At 49.6% G+C, this 16976-nt stretch carries 16 protein-coding genes; 3 read left to right on the top strand and 13 right to left on the bottom strand.

What is annotated here, in order from left to right:
- Positions 1–26 precede the first annotated feature (26 nt).
- Positions 27–560: a flavin reductase family protein gene (locus DXC51_RS06880; RefSeq protein WP_117531593.1), complete on the top strand. Its 534-nt coding sequence runs from the start codon at positions 27–29 to the stop codon at positions 558–560.
- A 98-nt stretch (positions 561–658) separates the two neighbouring features.
- Here DXC51_RS06880 and DXC51_RS06885 read toward each other — a convergent pair whose 3' ends face one another.
- Together DXC51_RS06885 and DXC51_RS29270 are read right to left on the bottom strand one after the other, a co-directional pair.
- Entirely contained in the window at positions 659–1051 is a 393-nt protein-coding gene (locus DXC51_RS06885; protein ID WP_117544125.1) for a hypothetical protein, read from the bottom strand.
- 39 nt (positions 1052–1090) lie between these two features.
- On the bottom strand, positions 1091–1339 hold the full coding sequence (locus tag DXC51_RS29270; protein ID WP_147332346.1) for a hypothetical protein: 249 nt from the start codon (positions 1337–1339) through the stop codon (positions 1091–1093).
- Here DXC51_RS29270 and DXC51_RS06890 point away from each other — a divergent pair.
- Positions 1329–2576 carry a GNAT family N-acetyltransferase gene (locus tag DXC51_RS06890; RefSeq protein ID WP_021634430.1) on the top strand — a complete coding sequence of 416 codons (1248 nt, stop codon included), beginning with the start codon at positions 1329–1331 and terminating at the stop codon, positions 2574–2576. The two genes, DXC51_RS29270 and DXC51_RS06890, sit on opposite strands and share 11 nt — an antisense overlap.
- A gap of 532 nt (positions 2577–3108) precedes the next feature.
- On the opposite strand, the gene DXC51_RS06900 is transcribed toward DXC51_RS06890, so the two are convergent.
- Genes DXC51_RS06900 through DXC51_RS06930 form a run of 7 tightly spaced genes read right to left on the bottom strand, consistent with a single transcriptional unit; the run spans position 3109 to position 10200 of the window.
- Positions 3109–3483, bottom strand: coding sequence for a hypothetical protein (locus DXC51_RS06900; RefSeq protein ID WP_025488708.1), 375 nt, complete (start codon positions 3481–3483; stop codon positions 3109–3111).
- Positions 3480–4634, bottom strand: a complete 1155-nt coding sequence (locus DXC51_RS06905) for an amidohydrolase (protein WP_117544127.1) — start codon at positions 4632–4634, stop codon at positions 3480–3482. The genes DXC51_RS06900 and DXC51_RS06905 overlap by 4 nt, the downstream gene beginning before the upstream one ends.
- Positions 4635–4659: 25 nt before the next feature.
- Positions 4660–5550, bottom strand: coding sequence for an ABC transporter permease (locus tag DXC51_RS06910; protein WP_021634425.1), 891 nt, complete (start codon positions 5548–5550; stop codon positions 4660–4662).
- 14 nt (positions 5551–5564) lie between these two features.
- Positions 5565–6512: an ABC transporter permease gene (locus DXC51_RS06915; RefSeq protein WP_021634424.1), complete on the bottom strand. Its 948-nt coding sequence runs from the start codon at positions 6510–6512 to the stop codon at positions 5565–5567.
- Positions 6509–7525 (bottom strand): ABC transporter ATP-binding protein, encoded by a 1017-nt coding sequence (locus DXC51_RS06920; protein WP_025488705.1) that lies wholly within the window; start codon positions 7523–7525, stop codon positions 6509–6511. The genes DXC51_RS06915 and DXC51_RS06920 overlap by 4 nt, the downstream gene beginning before the upstream one ends.
- Positions 7455–8501, bottom strand: coding sequence for an ABC transporter ATP-binding protein (locus DXC51_RS06925; protein ID WP_243003142.1), 1047 nt, complete (start codon positions 8499–8501; stop codon positions 7455–7457). The genes DXC51_RS06920 and DXC51_RS06925 overlap by 71 nt, the downstream gene beginning before the upstream one ends.
- A gap of 34 nt (positions 8502–8535) precedes the next feature.
- On the bottom strand, positions 8536–10200 hold the full coding sequence (locus DXC51_RS06930) for an ABC transporter substrate-binding protein (protein ID WP_117544128.1): 1665 nt from the start codon (positions 10198–10200) through the stop codon (positions 8536–8538).
- Positions 10201–10613: 413 nt separating this feature from the next.
- Here DXC51_RS06930 and DXC51_RS06940 point away from each other — a divergent pair, with 413 nt between their 5' ends.
- Positions 10614–11231: a hypothetical protein gene (locus tag DXC51_RS06940; RefSeq protein ID WP_021634419.1), complete on the top strand. Its 618-nt coding sequence runs from the start codon at positions 10614–10616 to the stop codon at positions 11229–11231.
- Positions 11232–11364: 133 nt separating this feature from the next.
- Here the strand turns inward: DXC51_RS06940 and DXC51_RS06945 are convergent, their stop codons facing one another.
- From DXC51_RS06945 to DXC51_RS06965, 4 genes are all read right to left on the bottom strand, one after another.
- A complete protein-coding gene (locus DXC51_RS06945) occupies positions 11365–12336 on the bottom strand; it encodes an alpha/beta hydrolase (protein WP_102287747.1) in 972 nt (323 codons plus the stop codon).
- A gap of 219 nt (positions 12337–12555) precedes the next feature.
- Positions 12556–13323, bottom strand: coding sequence for a coiled-coil domain-containing protein (locus tag DXC51_RS06950; RefSeq protein WP_117544129.1), 768 nt, complete (start codon positions 13321–13323; stop codon positions 12556–12558).
- A gap of 588 nt (positions 13324–13911) precedes the next feature.
- Positions 13912–15873 carry a hypothetical protein gene (locus tag DXC51_RS06960; RefSeq protein WP_117544131.1) on the bottom strand — a complete coding sequence of 654 codons (1962 nt, stop codon included), beginning with the start codon at positions 15871–15873 and terminating at the stop codon, positions 13912–13914.
- Between the two features lie 245 nt (positions 15874–16118).
- Positions 16119–16616 (bottom strand): helix-turn-helix domain-containing protein, encoded by a 498-nt coding sequence (locus DXC51_RS06965; RefSeq protein ID WP_320918943.1) that lies wholly within the window; start codon positions 16614–16616, stop codon positions 16119–16121.
- Positions 16617–16976: the final 360 nt, after the last annotated feature.

The raw sequence follows: 16976 nt of genomic DNA on the forward strand, positions 1-16976 counted from the left end.
TTTTTTTATCGGAAGGAGTTTAAAACATGGCATTTCATTCTATCAAGCCCGCGGGGTTGACGGAAAATATATTTGATTTAATCGGTAAGGACTGGTTCCTGATGTCCGCCGAAAAGGAAGGACGCGTCAATCCCATGACGGTCGCTTGGGCGACCATGGGAATTTTATGGCAGAAACCCGTGGTTATGTGCGCGGTGCGCCCGGAACGCTTCACCAGGGAATTCCTGGATGCGGCGGAGGGCTTTTCCCTCACCGTATTTGACAACAGCTACCGGAAAATGCTGGGCTATTGCGGAACCGTTTCCGGCAGGGATCAGGATAAGGTGGAAAAAGCAGGGCTGACCGTGGCTCATGCCGGAGACGTCCCTTATTTTGAAGAGTGCCGCATGGCGCTTGTGTGCAGAAAGCTTTGCGTGACTCCGCTGAAGGAGGAGGATTTCCTCGGTGATGAAGCCTTCACCCAAAAATGGTACGGCGGTGAAAACCATGCTGACGGCACCGGCGGCGGATACCACCTTCTGTACATCGCGGAAATTACGGATATTCTTGTAAAAGACTAACGGAAAGGCACAAAGAAGGAAGAAGCCCTTCCTGTTCTGTCACTGTTTGTGTACAGAAGGAATGGCTTCTTTTTGCTGCGTATTATTTTTCAGCGTTTCTATTCCTCACTCACGTATTTTTCAACGCGGAGCACCTGCGCAGTTCCGTCATCCAGATTTCCTGTATAATAGACAAATATTTTATCATTCACCTGCAGTCCGGCAGCGTCCGTCTGAAAGGTATAGGAATTTCCCTCCATATCAGATACATTCAGCATCCCGTCTCCCGCTTCATTGACAATACAATACAACTGCTCTTCCCCATTTATTGCATCTCCGCCCTGGCTTGCGGCATCCTGTGCTTCAGATTCATAGCCTGCGGTTTGTGCACTGCTTTCCTTCTGCCCCGCCTGGTTTCCTCCGCAGGCCGTAATGCTCAGTGCGCTGATAATTCCTATTGCAAGTATCCAGTTTCTTTTCATAATTTTTCCATAACTGTTCCGTTCCTTCACAGTTATGTTTCTCCTTTCGCTTTCTGTTTACTTTTTCTTTCATTCTATAGATGATGCCGTGGAGAAAAAAGTTTGGATGATAAACATTTTTTTCTCTTTGAGGCCCATTTCATCTGCTTTTGTAAAAACTTCAGGATGTTTTTTGGGAAAATCCCATGGACGGCTGGTTTTTATTGATGTAGAATAAATAGATAGATGCCCGCTTTCCGGTTCTTTGATCACAAAGCGGCTGTCCGTCAGATAATATAATGAACCCCAAACAGCAAACGAGGCTTTTATGGAAAACAAAAAAGAGAACCACACATATCTGGAAATTAACGGAGATTACCGAATGCGGGAGCTGGACAAAAGTGATCTGGAACAGTTCAATGCCCTGCTCCAGTACGCATTCCAGGTCACATCCTATGAACTCCTGCAGACCGGCTGGGAGCAAGAGGAAATCAAATACGCCAAACGTCCCATTCTGGAAGAGGCCTATGTGCTCGGATGGTTTTACAAGGAAAAGCTGGCTTCCATGATCGTCGTTTATTCCATGAAGGTAAATATTCACGACAACATCATGGATATGGGCGGCATTACAGGTGTTGCCACCTACCCCGAATATACGGGAAAAGGGCTCATCCACTCCCTCATGAAACGGGTGGTTAACTACATGCATGAACAGGAATTCCCGATTTCATTCCTGTATCCCTATTCCATTCCCTTTTACAGGAAAATGGGCTGGGAAATCGTCTCCGATAAGCTCACCTTCACAGTAAAGGACACCCAGCTTCCCAAGGCCAGGCCGGTGACCGGCATGGTGGAGCGTGTCAGCCTGGATTCCGAGGACTATCATAACGTCCATTCTTATTTTGCCCTGCAGCATCACGGCGCACTGATCCGGGACAACCTGGCCTGGGATGAATACTGGCGCTGGGAAAATGACGATATGATCGCTGCCGTCTATTACAATAAAGATCATAAGCCGCTTGGCTATGTGGTTTACTATATCGCTAATGAAATCTTCCATATCAAAGAAATGGTTTATCTGAATATTGAGGCCAATTACGGGCTTTGGAACTATATCAGCGCTCATTTTTCCATGATCACACAGGTACAGGGCGACAATTATTCCGGAGAGCCCATGGCCTATTTATTTGAAGACAGTGAAATTACGGAGACCATCTCCCCCTATATCATGGCCAGAATTATTGATGTGCATGACTTCCTGTTGGAATATCCTTATCAGATTCAGCCTGAGGATTTCAAAATTCATTTCCGTGTTATCGATGAGCTGGCGCCCTGGAATGCCGGTGACTTTATGGTTTCCTGGCATGATGGGGAAACTATCTGCGAGCAGGTGGAGGACAACCAGTCCATCAACGTGGTGGAACTGTCCATAAATACGCTGACCACCATGCTTATGGGCTATAAGCGGCCCACTTATCTATATGATCATGAGAAAATCCAGACTGAGTACTATATGCTCACATGGCTGGAGCGGCTGATTCCGGTAGAGAAGCCTTACTTTTCCGATTACTTTTAGAGGGGTGTGGGCCCCGTGCCGTTCCGGGATGTCGGGCGGTGTATGGGATGAAGGCCGGGCGGCGGCCTGGGGGGGAGGGTGTCCCTATTCTGCGCAGTCAGACGCAAAAATGGGGTATTTCCAGCAGCTTCCCTTTTCCCTTCTGCTGTCAGCGTGGCTGAACTCCTCGCTGGCGACTATCGTCGCGGCTCGTCAGACAAGCCACTAGGGGCGACAGCAGAAGGGAAAAGGGGAGCTGCAGGAAATATCACCATTTTTGTGTGATTCCTTTGCAGAATAGGGACACCCTCCCCCCCAGGCCGCCGCCCGGCCCTCATCCCATACACCACCCGACATCCCGGAACGACACGGGGCGCGCAGGCTATGGAAGGACTTAAGGCGCAAAAGGTTGTTAGATAAGAGGTGTAGTTAAAGTTATATAGTGTGATACGAAAAAAGACAGGGCTTATTCGCTTTTGGGGCGGAAAGCTGCTGTCTTTTGGTTTGGGCGGATAGGTTGATAAAGGATTGTGTTAGCGGCGGACGTATTGGGTTAGAATCTTTTGGTGCTGACTTTTATTTTGAATTTTCCGGTGAATTCTTTGTATACGGCGGTTACGGTGTAGGTATCGTCATATTCTACGTCCATATATGTTTCCAGGGCTTTGGCGCGGTCTAATTCTTTTACGATCCCGCCTTTTGAATCGGTGATGGTAACATCCACGGTACCGGTTTTGACATTGGTTCTCAGGGATATTTTGAGTCTGTCCCCTTTATCGGCGGTGAAGGAGAAATCAGAGGTTGCGGTTTTCTCTTCTTGCACACTCACGTCAATGTTTCCATAAACTTTTCGTCTGGTACAAAAGAGAGTGAGCAGTGCAGCTGCAATCACTGCCAGAATTATTGCGATCGTTATTTTCCGTTTCATTTATATTTCTCCTGTATATCGCGGGACAGTCTTTGTTCTGCTGATGAAATCAGCAGGGATGACAGGTATTTTGCTGTGGGAAGCAGGGAGCGGCGGTCTATCTGAAAGCCGGGCTGGTGGATGAGCTGGCCCCGGCCGGTGCCTATTTTAATATAGCAGCCGGGGATGTCCTGTGCATAGAAGGAAAAATCATCGCCTCCCAGGGACTGTTCCTCTTCTGCCGTGGCAAAGCCCATGTCTCCGGCGATTTGGCAGGCCTGTTCTGCCATACGTGAGTCGTTGCAGACGGCGGGAGGGCCGGGGATCCATTGGATCTGTGCTTTGGCGCCGTATGCAAGAGCTGTGTTTTCGGCTATCTGCCGCAGTCTTTCCCTGTAAAGCTCCCTGTCGTTTTTATCCATGGTGCGTACCGTGCCTTCCAGCTCGGCGGTTTCGGGTATCACGTTCCAGGTATTTCCTGCCTGGATGCGGGTTACGCTCAAAAGAGAGGGATGAAAGGCGTTGACATTTCTGCTCACTATGGTCTGGAGAGCCTGTACCATGGCCGCGGCGGCGGGAATGGGATCAATGCCGTCATCGGGATGGGCGCCGTGGCAGCCTGTGCCTTTGATGGTAATCACAAAACGGTCCACTGCGGCGGCCACATAGCCTTCACGGATGCCGATGGTGTTCACCGGATTGGTTGGGTCGCTGTGGATTCCCCAGATCCGCTCCACTCCCTTCATGAGATCGGTTTCCAGGATTTTCAGCGCTCCCAGGGAGGATTCCTCCGCCGGCTGGAAGATGATGCGTACCTCGCCTTTCAGGGATTTTCTATTTTCATGGAGAAGGATCGCGGCTCCAAGGCCGGCCGTGATATGGAAATCATGGCCGCAGGCATGCATTTTCCCGGGATATTCCGAACGGTAGGAAAGCTCTGTTTCTTCCGCGATCGGCAGGGCGTCAATATCGCAGCGAAGCGCCTGGACCGGGCCTTCCTGTTCTCCCCGGATAACGGCGGCAAGGCCGGTTTCCAGATTGGCAGGCAAAATTTCAATGCCGGCTTCCTCCAGAAATTCCCGGATCCTGGCCGTAGTCTCATATTCCTCGTAGGAAAGCTCCGGATGTTGGTGAAACCAGCAGAAGGCTTCCATTAATTTTTCTTCCAGCATATCTGTACCTCCCTTGGTGTGGTATTCAGTTCCTGCTGTTGGGATCCAGCGCGTCACGCAGGGCATCGCCTATGAAGTTAATGGCAATGACCAGGACTACAATGAGCAGTCCGGGGGGAATCCAGAGCCAGGGCTGTTTGGTGAGCACGGTCAGCGACTGTGCGCCGTTAAGCATGTTTCCAAGGCTCGCCGTAGGGGGCTGTACGCCCAGGCCCAGGAAGCTTAAGGCCGCCTCGTCCAGCATGGAGAGCGCCAGGACAGAGGTGGCGTAAACCAGGATAGGCGCCGCCGTATTGGGCAGAATCTCCGAAAACAGAATGTGCCTCAGGGGCATTCCTGCCACAATGTTTCCTTTGATAAAATTGGTTTCCCGGAGGCTGAGCACATTCCCTCTGACCAGCCGGGCTATGCCGGGCCAGTCCACAAAGCCCAGGATCAGGATGATATTCCACAGGCCGGGCTTGAAAATGGATGCCGCCACCAGCACCAGAAGGATGTAGGGAAAGGACATCACCATATCCGTAAAACGCATGATGATCATGTCCGCCACGCCTCCGAAATATCCTGCAATCAGCCCCAGCACCACGCCGATTACCGTGGAAATCAGTGTTGCCATAACTCCCACCAGAAGGGAAATCCGCATGGCATAGAGAAGCCTGCTGAGGACATCCCTTCCAATCTGATCGGTTCCCAGCCAGAACTGTGCGTTGGGCGCGCCGCTGAAGCTGCCTACTATGGCATCCGGATCATAGGGCGCAATGACGGGCGCAAGAAGCGCCGCGCTTCCCAGGATCACCAGTATCACAAGGCTGACCGCGGCCAGATGGTGCTTCCTGAATCGGCGCATTACGGTCTGAAGATAGCTTTCTCTTGAAATATCCGTTATTTTATGTTCTTTTTGTATTTTCGTCCTCATATCCGTTTTGCTCCCTATTGCAGCTGTATGGTAGGATCAACCAGCGCATATAAAATGTCCGTCAGCAGGTTCGCCGCCAGCACCACAATTGCGGACAGCAGGCAGACAGCCATGATCACGGGATAGTCCCGGTTGGAAATCGCGCTCATGGTCATAAGGCCCAGGCCGGGCCAGGAAAATACCTGTTCAATGATTACCTGTCCGCCGAACAGCATGGGGATTTCCATGCCGATTACGGTAACGATAGGAACCAGGGCATTGCGCAGGGCATGCTTATTGATTACCATAAAACGGCCGATCCCCTTGGCCCTGGCAGTGCGCAGATAATCCTGCTGCAGGATTTCCAGGACCGCGCTTCGGATATAACGGATATTCGTTCCTGCCATGGAGGTGGCAAGCACCAGCACCGGCATGACCATATGCCTGGCCACATCGGCGAAGCCGCCATCCGTTCCCAGAGTGGTCATACCGCTGGACGGCAGCCACCCCAGCTTTACCGTAAAAAGGAAAATCAGCAGGAGCGACAGGAAAAAGCCGGGCACACTGCTTCCCAGAAAGGAAAGGGTTACCACCGTATAGTCTCCTTTGGAATACTGATGTATGGCGCTGTAAATACCAGCCGGAACCGCCATAATCAGGCTCACAACCAGGGAAACACCCATGAGCAGCAGCGTGGGGCCAAGGTGTGTTCCGATCATGGAGCTGACAGACTGAAAGGTTTTCAGGGAATACCCCATATTTCCACGCAGCAGTTCTCCCAGCCACACAAAATACTGTACATATATGGGCTTATCCAGCCCCAGTGCGATCCGCTTTGCTTCCACGGCAGCCTCCGAGATACGGGGCCCCTGCAGGATTTCCAGCGGGCTGCCCGCCAGGCACATAATCGCATAATCTATAATGGTTATCCCGAGCAGGACGGGAATGGCAATCAGAATACGCTTGATAATATATTTACTCACGACCGCGCTTCCTCCTTCTTTACAACGACGGGACAAGCCGCCATGTGTCCGCTTCCCGGACTGGTCTCCAGCATCTCTGGCTCCTCATGTCTGCAGCTCTCCCGGGCATAGGGGCATCTGGGATGGAAGCGGCAGCCTGCGGGCGGATTCGTGCTGGATCCGATTTCTCCCTGCAAAAGCTCCTGTTCCTTAGCCGCTTTATCAGGATCCGGAACCGGAACCGCATTGATCAGTGCCTTTGTATAAGGATGCACAGGAGAATGGAACACCTCCTCCGCCTTTCCCAGCTCTACAATTTTTCCCAGATACATGACTGCGATCCGGTCGCTCACATAGTTTACAGCGCCCAGGCCGTGTCCCACAAACAGGCTGGTCAGATGAAGGTCTTTTTGCAGCTGGCGCAGCAGATTGAGGATCTGCGCCTGTATGGAAACATCCAGCGCGCTGACAGGCTCATCACACACAAGGAATCTGGGCTTTAAGGACAGCGCCTTGGCAATCCCGATTCTCTGCCGTTGTCCGCCGGAAAATTCGTGCGGGTATCTTCCCAGCACGTTCCTGGACAGGCCCACCATATCCAGAATCTGATCCACATCCTTAGACACGGTTTCCGGGGTGGAAATGTGATGGTAAAGCATTGGCTGGGAAAGGATTTCATAAATATGCTTCCTTGGGTTCAGGGAAGAATAGGAATCCTGAAAAACCATCTGCAGCTGGGTGCGGATCTTTTTCATCTCCCCTGCGCTGCACGCGGCCAAATCCCTGCCTTCATAATATATTTTCCCCTCCGTAGGACGCTCCAGCCTTACAAGCTGCCTGCCGATAGTGGATTTGCCGCAGCCGGATTCTCCCACCAGCCCCAGCGTTTCACCCTCCATAACGGAAAAAGTCACACCGTCCACGGCTTTAACAAAGCCAGTGGTATGTGTGATGATGCCGCCCTTAATCGGGTAATACTTTTTCATGTTTTCCACTTCTATCAGGGGAATCTGTTTCACTCTGTCCTGAGCCATCTTTATCTTCCCTTTCCTTCATGACTACACATTTTGCCCGGTGTTTTTCACCAAAAGGGTAATCCTTCTGGGGTTTGTCACATTCCGGCCTGCGGTATTCGCAGCGGTCCGCAAAACGGCAGCCTGTAATATCATCGTAATTCTCCGGCACAATTCCAGGGATGGAAAATAACTGTCTGTCCTCTCCATCGTGAATGCTGGGCACCGTGGCCAGCAGCGCTTTGGTATATGGGTGCTTCGGCGCATGAAACAGCTCCCTTACCGGCGCTTCTTCAATAATCTGTCCGGCATACATCACCAGCACCCGGTCCGCCATGCTGGCCACCAGGCCGATGTCATGGGTGATCAGGATGATGGACATTCCGATTTCCCTGCGCAGTTCCTTTAACAGCCCCATAATCTGCGCCTGTATCGTAACATCCAGGGCGGTTGTAGGCTCATCCGCAATGAGCAGCGCCGGATTGCAGCAAAGGGCCATGGCGATCATGGCGCGCTGGCGCATCCCGCCTGACAGGGTATGGGGATATTTCTTCATAACAGCGTGCGCATCCGGCATTCCCACCCTGGCAAGAATGGACTCCGCCCGGGCTGCGGCCTCTTCTTTGGATAAATGCAGATGCCTGCGGATGCTTTCCGTAATCTGGCTTCCCACTGTAAACACCGGATTTAAGGAGGTGAGCGGATCCTGGAAGATCATGGTCATGCGGTTTCCCCGGATGTCATCCAGCTCCTTTTCCGTCATCTCCAGAAGATTCTTACCATCAAACAGGACAGAGCCGTCAATGACAGCTCCGCCCCTTCCTAATAAACCCATAATAGACAGTGAGGTAACACTTTTTCCGCAGCCCGACTCTCCTACAATACAGACCACTTCGCCCTCGTCCACATAAAAATCAACATGATCCACGCTGACCGTTCTTCCGTAATCCCCTGTAAAAGCAGTGGTCAGCCCGTTTACCTCAAGTAAATGCGACATATCGTTTCCTCACTTGCATTCCGCCTTACAGGCATTATTCTGCTACATCCCAGTTCTGCACGTCGTTGAAGAATCCGTACACGCTGGGTACCGCTCCTGTAAGCCGTTTATTTACCGCCCCCTGAGCGCTGATAATATAAGCGGAAATCATGGGGACATCCTCCTGTACTTTTTTATCCACTGTGGAATAAAGCTGTTTTGTCTCTTCCATATCGCTGGTCAGCTGTGTGGCCCTGAGAGCTTCGTCCACCTGGGCGTCGCCGTAACCGGTCCAGCTGCCTTCTCCACCCAGCAGCCACGCCACATCCGGATAAGGATCCACAGGCGCATAGGTGTACTGTACGGCCAGAATATCATAATCTCTCGTTCCTGCCACAGACATCAGCGTAGCGAAATCAACGGTCTGAACCTCCGCCTTGATACCTACGGCCGCCCACTGGGCTACCATAACGGTTGCCGCGTTCACAAAGGTGCTGTCCCCGGAATTCACATAGAAACGCAGTGTCTGTGAGCCATCCCACCCGGCATCCGCAAGAAGGGCTTTCGCCTTATCCGGATCATAGGGAACCGGCGTAATGCTGTCATCAAAGAACGGGCTGGCGCTGGATAAAAATCCGTCCACCACTTCTCCGTGGCCGTTCAGCAGTTCGTTCAGTATCTGTTCTCTGTTGATGGCATAAAGCATTGCCTGGCGCACTCTCACATCAGGAATGTTTCCGGTCTGGATGAACATGGACTGATTGGTTACGGGAGAGCCGTAAATTACTTCCACGTTGTCAAGCGCTTCCACGCTGGCGTAATCCTCGGGAGGAATCACGCTCATGGTATGCTGGGTAATATCGATTTCACCGGACTGCAGGCCCGCATACAGCTGGCTTCCGTCCACGATTTTAATATTCAGCTTGTCAAGCTTGGGCGCGCCTCTCCAGTAATCGGGATTGGCTTTATATGATATATAATGATCCACATCATAATCCGTCACAAAAAACGGTCCGCTGATTACATCCGGCTTGTTGAACCAGTCCGCCGTAGCCAGCTCTTCCTCGCTGTACTTCTCAATGACATGCTTGGGAAGCGTCAGCAGGTATCTCGCGTAGGAATTCTGGAAGGTGGTCAGTGACATTGCTTCTTTCGTGGTAAACTGCACGGTCTTCTCATCAATTACATTGATGCCCGCCACGCTGTCGGCGCCCGCTTCCACAAAACCATCGTCACCCACGCCTTCGAAAACATAATACATCATTGCGGTATTGTTAATTACCGGGCTTGCCAGCCTGAGGGCCGTATAAGCCACATCCTCCGCCGTGATCGGCGTGCCGTCGGACCACTTTGCCGCATCGTCGATATGAACCACAAAGTTCTTATTATCCTCGGTAGTGATGGAATCCGCTACCATTCCCTGGAAATTCAAATCCGCATCCAGCTCCATCAGTGGAAGGAACATCAGCGCGGTGGCGTACTTGTTGATCTCACCGCCGTTTAACTGCAGCGGGTTCAGGCTGCCCAGCGTATCCGTCACGCCTACATTCACAATCTTCTCACCTGAACTGCCGGTCTGCGCTCCCGCCGTTTCCCCCGCCGCTTTGCTTTCGGCAGGCGCGGCGCCGCTGTTATCCCCAGATGCGCCGCAGGCTGCCAGGGAAAAAGCCATGATGGCAACAAGCAGCAGGCTCATTGTTCTGTTCATGATTTTTCTCATAATTCTCCTCCTTCACTCTCCATGCTTACCAGCATAAAATAATATATACCATACTTTTCCTACTTGACAAATATGAATTAAATTGGTTTATTATATCGTTACGGTAACGGATTGTCAATATTTTTAGGACAAAAAAAGTGAAATTTGTATTTTTTTCAGTTACAGTTCTGTAAAAGCAGGAAAACCGGTGCCGGACGGCCGGATTTCCTTTTAATAACCAGAAAGAATTTCTGCAAAAAGGAAGCTGCGTACAACTGCACGGATTGCTGAGCTGCTTTGCAACACTTTTTGTACCTTTCTATCCCGCTTTTCTTGACAAAACCTGTCCATAGGGTTATATTACAATCAATTTGCATTTTCATTTCCTTAACCTTGTTTATTTTACTACACTCTGTTATAAAGGTACAATAAAAATGAAAAATTTTTTAATTTATCAGTCCTCCGAATACGACTGCGGTCCTGTTTCCTTAATTAATGGCATCCGTTACTTATTTGACCGGGAAGAAATCTTTCCTGATGTCATTAAGTTTATTATGCTCTATTGTATGGATACTTATAATGAAGCGGGCGAACTTTGCAAGCACGGGACCTCTGCCGCAGCCATGAATTTCGTGGCAAGCTGGCTGAATCATTTCAGTCAGGTCAAGCCGTTTCCCATCCGCTGCGAATTCCTGTCCGGCGAAGAGGTGACCATTTCGGAAGGGAATAAAATATATGCTGCCCTGGAAAAAGGCGGCGTTGTGCTGCTGCATGTTTTTCTGGAAGTGGGCCATTACGTGCTTCTCACCGGAATTGAAGGGGATACCGCCTTTCTTTTTGATCCTTATTATGAGGAAGAGGGCACGCCGGAATTCGATGCGGAATATTACACGGAGGGGATTACCTTCATAAATGACCAGCCCAAGAAGGCAAACCGCGCAGTCAGCCTGGAGCGTCTGAACCGTTTTACCAGGGGGTACTATGAAATGGGCGAATTTGCCTGCCGGGAGGCGCTGATTATGTTTAATAAGAACCGCTCCCCTCAGACCTGATTTTTTCTTAAAACCGGAAAAGAATCTGTATCACGGAACGCTTACGGCTTATGGCTTATGGAAAAGCTTCCGGGAAACAGATTCTTTTTTTGTTCTGATTATTTTTTGTCCTGATGGCCTGACCTGTTTTTAATCAGCCAAGCACTGTCTTCAGCCACTGATGGGCAAGCACCGGCCAGATTACAGCCTCTTCGTTCGCTTCCTTCTGATCCGCCGCCGCTTTTTCCGCCTCACTCATGTCAAACTGTGAGAGGAAGCTGTCTTTCATTTCTTTGGGAACCTCCAGATTTCCATTCCTTACATTTTCTGCTATCGCAAGGGTCTGCTCCATGGTATAAGGTTCCCCGTAATCTCCTGCCGCCCATTTTTCATTGGCAAGGGAAAGCCCGTGTTTTCCACAGGAAAATACGTGATGGGCGAAGGTTATGCCCTTTTCTTTAAGAGCCTGAGCGAACAGATAGCTGTTTTCCACAGGAACCGCCTCGTCCGTCGCAGTCTGCCACAGAAAGCAGGGCGGCGTATTTTCGGTCACCTGTGTTTCCAAAGACATGTATTTAAGTTCCGCCTCTGTGGCATCCGCGCCCAGCAGCGCCTGGATGGAGCCCTGGTGCGCCTTATCCCCTGAAGTGATCACCGGATAGGAAAGAATGGCGGCGTCCGGCCGGTTGGATATTCCTTCATAAACCTCATCGCTGATATCTGCAAAGTGAACGCATACACTGGCACAAAGATGCCCGCCTGCGGAAAAACCGCAGATGACCAGCCTGTCCGGATCTATACAGAATTCTCCCGCCCGGCTTCTGATAAAACGAATTGCTCTTGACAGATCCCGCATGGGCTGGTCTTTCAGCGGCTCCAGCATCAACGGATTTGTCGTATAGGTTAAAACAAAGGCATTATAGCCTTTCTCATAAAACTCCATCGCCACAATTTCTCCCTCCGTGGGAGAAACCACGCAGTAAGCGCCTCCCGGCACTACCAGCATACAGGGTCTTGCCTGTTCCCCTTCTTCATGGATATAGCTCACCAGCTTCGGCACGAATCCAAAAGCCAGAGGATACTGATATTCCCCTTTTTGCCATATCGCAAGTGTTTCCTTTTTCATTCCTTCCTATCCCCTTTCAAGCTTTACTGAATATGCGGATATTGCATACTATTCTATGATAAAGCTTTTACCCTGAAATTTCCATAATAATTTGAGGGAAGAAGGATTTTTCATACAGAAGGTGACATATGGGGTATCATCTATTCGATTAAAATCAAAAAAGAGTGTTCGCCGCGATAACTCAACAGGCTTTACACTCTTTTATGATAATGATATTTCTTATACGGTTACGCGTTTCGCTTTTTTTATTTTATCCATTTCTTTTTCCAGCCTGTTTACCCTTGTTTTTAAGGTATCGACTGCTATTTCGTACATCAGTGTTTTATCGGATGCACGAATAGACTCATTCATTTTGTCAATGAGGTTTATATGGTTTTCGGCCAAAAGACGGATATTTTTATTGGTATCGTTTTCCACCATCAGCGCAACTCCTGTGATACGCCCGTTTGCGATTTTTATTTCTTTTTTCAGGAAATTAACGTCAACCCTGAGGACTTTAACTTCTCCATTCAGGTTGTTTACGTCATCTCTCAGGTCTTTTACATCCACTTTGAGGATATTTACATCTTCCTTCAGGTCTTTTACTTCTTCCTTCAGAACTTTTACATCCTCTTTCAGGACATCTACGTCTTCCTTCAGTACTTTTACATCCTCCTTCAGGACATCTACATCTTCCTTCAGCTCTTTTACATCCTCCTTCAGGACATCTACGTCTTCCTTCAGTACTTTTACATCCCCCTTCAGGACATCTACATCTTCCTTCAGTACTTTTACATCCTCCTTCAGGACATCTACATCTTCCTTCAGTACTTTTACATCCCCCTTCAGGACATCTATGTCTTCTTTCAGCGCTTTTACATCCTCCTTCAGGACGCTTACGTCTTCCTTCAGTACTTTTACACCTTCCTTTAGCTCCTGAACATCATCCTTTACATATCGAATCTCTTTAATAATTACAGTTAACATTGATCTTAATTCTTCATCCATAAGTCTTCCCTCCTGTCTCGAAATAATGATATCATATTAAGAGTATAAAGTCTATTCAATTATCAAGGAACAGTTAATATTTTTTCGTTAAAAAGATGGATTGTATTAAAGATTAGTGCCGGTGTCAGTATCCGGCGGAATTGAGTTTGGAAAATACGGAAGTAACTGTTAAACATCAGTCAGTTACTTATGAAATTTAAGATGCCGCATGGGCTGAAAATTTGTGCAGCCGGAAACGCTGCTTCGTTTATTGTTGCCAGTTTAGCATATGGCTGCGGATACGGCAATATCCATTCCGGATTTTATAAAAATTTAAGATTACTTTTGGCATTCCTGAATCACTTTCTTACGGTCAGCGCGAAGCGCTGGTCTGCACAGCCAAAGCGCAGACCAGCCTGAATTGTAACGGAACATTTCATCTATCCCCAGGATTATGATATGCCGCGTTTTCACTGTATTCCGTTCTTAGATAAATTCACCATCGGCAGCGAGCGCCTAAGCTGAAAAGCCTGACAAAATACTGATAGGCCTGGCAAATTGCTGATAAACCCGATACGATGTAAAAAGCCCGGCGGATAATACCGCAATCTAAAAACCGGCATATTTCAGCATAAAATAAAGTCCCCAGTCCTGATCATTTGCCCAGGGGTCGTAGAAGCCCGCCAGACGGCCATTTATCCTCATGGGATACACACAGGCACAGGATGCGCTGCCGTCTTCCATAAACATGCTCAAAACGCCCCTAAACGTCTTTTCCGCTTTTCGGGCATAATACGGGCAGCCGGCAATCGTTTCGGTATCCCGGTAGGCCACGCCGGAAAGCGCGCTCCAGTAATGGGGGAAGGTATCGCCGTAGCATTCTCTTTTTCCGAACCAGTAACCGTCCCAGTGCCGGATGGCCACCTCATTCATATGATAATCCGGCTGGAAGCCCTGGAACAGATCCAGCACCGCCAGCTGTATCCGGGCCGCCTGTGCGTATTTCTCCTCACCAGTCAGGCGGTATAAGTCACACAGATAAGCCGCTGCGGGCGCAACGATGCTCTGCTCATAGTTTACCTCATGAGGCGGATAATTTTTCCCGCATTCCATGATATAGTCCGCATGTTTCCGGAAGCATTCCAGAAGCTCCTGCGCCTCCTTTTCCATGCCCTGCCCACGAAGCAGGCTGACAGACTCATACATGGGGATGCCGATAGCATAAAAATGGTGCCCGCCGTCATTATAGTATGCTTTCAGGCAGCGGTACGCCCACTCCAGGAAACGGGCGTCCTTTTTTAATTGGAACATTTCCAGGCAGAGGAGGCTGATCCAGGGATAGTTATAGAGGCGCTTCCAGTCCTGATTTCTGCACACGTCATTGAAAACCTCGCCGGTATCTGTGTCAAACAGCTCCCTTGTCACATATTCCATATAGAAATCCAGGCTTTTTTCCAGCTCCGGATCAGGGCAGTGCCTCAGATACAGCGCAAGGAGCGCTCCCATCCCCACTCTTTCCCGTCCGCCGTCATGGTCATAACGGTGACTGTAATACTGCTGCTTTTCTTCCGTATCATAAATAAGATAAGCGCCGTCCAGGTGGCTTTTTTCATCATGACACTGCTGCTTCTCAGCAATAAAACGGCAGCGTTTTTCCGCAAGGGTACGAAGATCGGAGCAGGCCAGGAATACGGCGCGGGAACGTTTTCCCCCGCTGACTATTTCATAACGGTATTCCCCCGGCGTTCCGGGCCTGTCCTCAACCAGCGCCTCCCCATTTTCCCAGACAAAGGGAATTTCCCTGCCGTTACGGAAAATATGCGGTTTTTCTGGGGAAAACGCTTCCGCCCGCTTTACGCACCCAGGGCTGTCCGTCAGCCATCCTCTGCCGAATGAAGCCCGAAAGCAAATGGGTTCCTCTCCCAGCACCAGGAAATGATCCGCATGTATGGTTACAAAGCCGGGAAAGCTTCCGGCGATTTCCTCAAATTCCTTCTTCCCCTGAAACCAGAAAAGCTCCCAGGAAATCACATAGGACTCGCCGGGCCGAAGATGCAGGTTCTCAGGATGCAGGATAAAATCTCCCCTGTCGTTGCTTCTTTGTTCCAGATCACGTTCCACACTGTAGCCCTGCAGACTTCCCTGGGTCAGCACAAGCCCCAGGTTCCTGCTCCCGCCGCCCATCCTGAGGGCACAGATATAACTGCTGCTTCCCCCGCACCAGATATGTGTATTGCAGCAGCTGTTCATACAAATCTGCGCATCCGTATAAAAATCAGGAAATGTCACATAGATCCCCAAATCTGTTCCCAACGTATAAATATCAAAATCCGTCTCATTTTTAAACGCATAGGTTTCCAGCAGCGTCCCTCTTTCCGTAAACTCCGCTGTCACCTCTGCGCTCAAATCCAGCTCTGATTTTACAGTTCCCCAGAGAGCCTTCCCCTTCACCCAGTTCATGTGCGCCGCATCCTGAGGGTGCGCCAGGGAAACAAGCTGCCCTCCGTCATTCCACTCCAGTTCAAATTCTCCGGCCGTACCCGCCGGCCTTTGGTAAATTACATTTTTCATTCCTGCCCTGTCCTCTCCTTTTCCCGTTGTGAGCAGCTGCGGCCCGTTTCTTTTACATGGACTGCCGCAGCTGCATATCGATACCGTTATTTTATATCACTTTTCATCTCTGTTCTTCTATTATATTGCTTCCGATACCGGGATTCGACGGACTTTTATAAAAATATTGATATTGTGTATCTGTTAACTCTTTTCGCAGCAGCTGCCGTAGTCCCTCCCGAACCTTCTTCCGCATTAGCTTCCTATTATGATTCCAGCCGCCCGCCCCTTTGCTTCCGCCTAACACAGACAAGAATTGCCGCCGCGGTGGCAATGAGCAGTAAAATGATCGGCAGCGTAGCGCCGGGGAAAATATTCCACAGGACATCATTGATCCAGGACACCTGCCTGATAAGCATAAATAACGCAAAAGCGATGATGTAGATACTGGCACAGACGCAAATGCAGTATTGCTTTTCCTTCCTCTTTTCTTCATTTTCCAGAATTTCCCGCTGCCTTTTTTCAAGCATTTCCGTCTTCATGGCAAGCTCATCCAACTCGGACGGCTTGAGCAGGTAATCGGTTGTCACATGAAAAATCTCACCCATAGCCACAATTTTATCAATATCCGGCGCAGCCTGCCCCGATTCCCATTTGGAAACGGACTGCCGTGAAACATTCAGCTGCTCTGCCAGCTGTTCCTGGGTCAGGTTGTTATTTTTTCTCAGTTTTACTATCTTTTCAGATAAATCCACATTTGTCATTTTTACGCCTCCCGGGTATCGCAGTCCAGCCTGCTTTACCTCATGAATCAGTTGTTTTAAAGTGTTTTTCAAACATTTTCCGGCGTCTGCAAGCCGCCTGTCTGAAGGGCTGTGGCTGCATATCCGATATCCGTCTACCGCGCTTATAGGTAGAGTATAACACACAGTGACGGGCGTCCCGATAAAAAAAGGAAGAGAAAATAAGACAGCCATTTTTTTACTCCACAAGCAGCTGAGGGAAGGTGCTGCCCAGGGTGTACAGGTTCAGATACTTTAAAAAACATCTCCTTTCTGTTATCCGCTGGCTTCACTATAGCAGGTGCTGCGGTTGCATGCCATAAAACGGACTGTACATCTGCG

The sequence above is a fragment of the Eisenbergiella massiliensis genome, assembly GCF_003435485.1.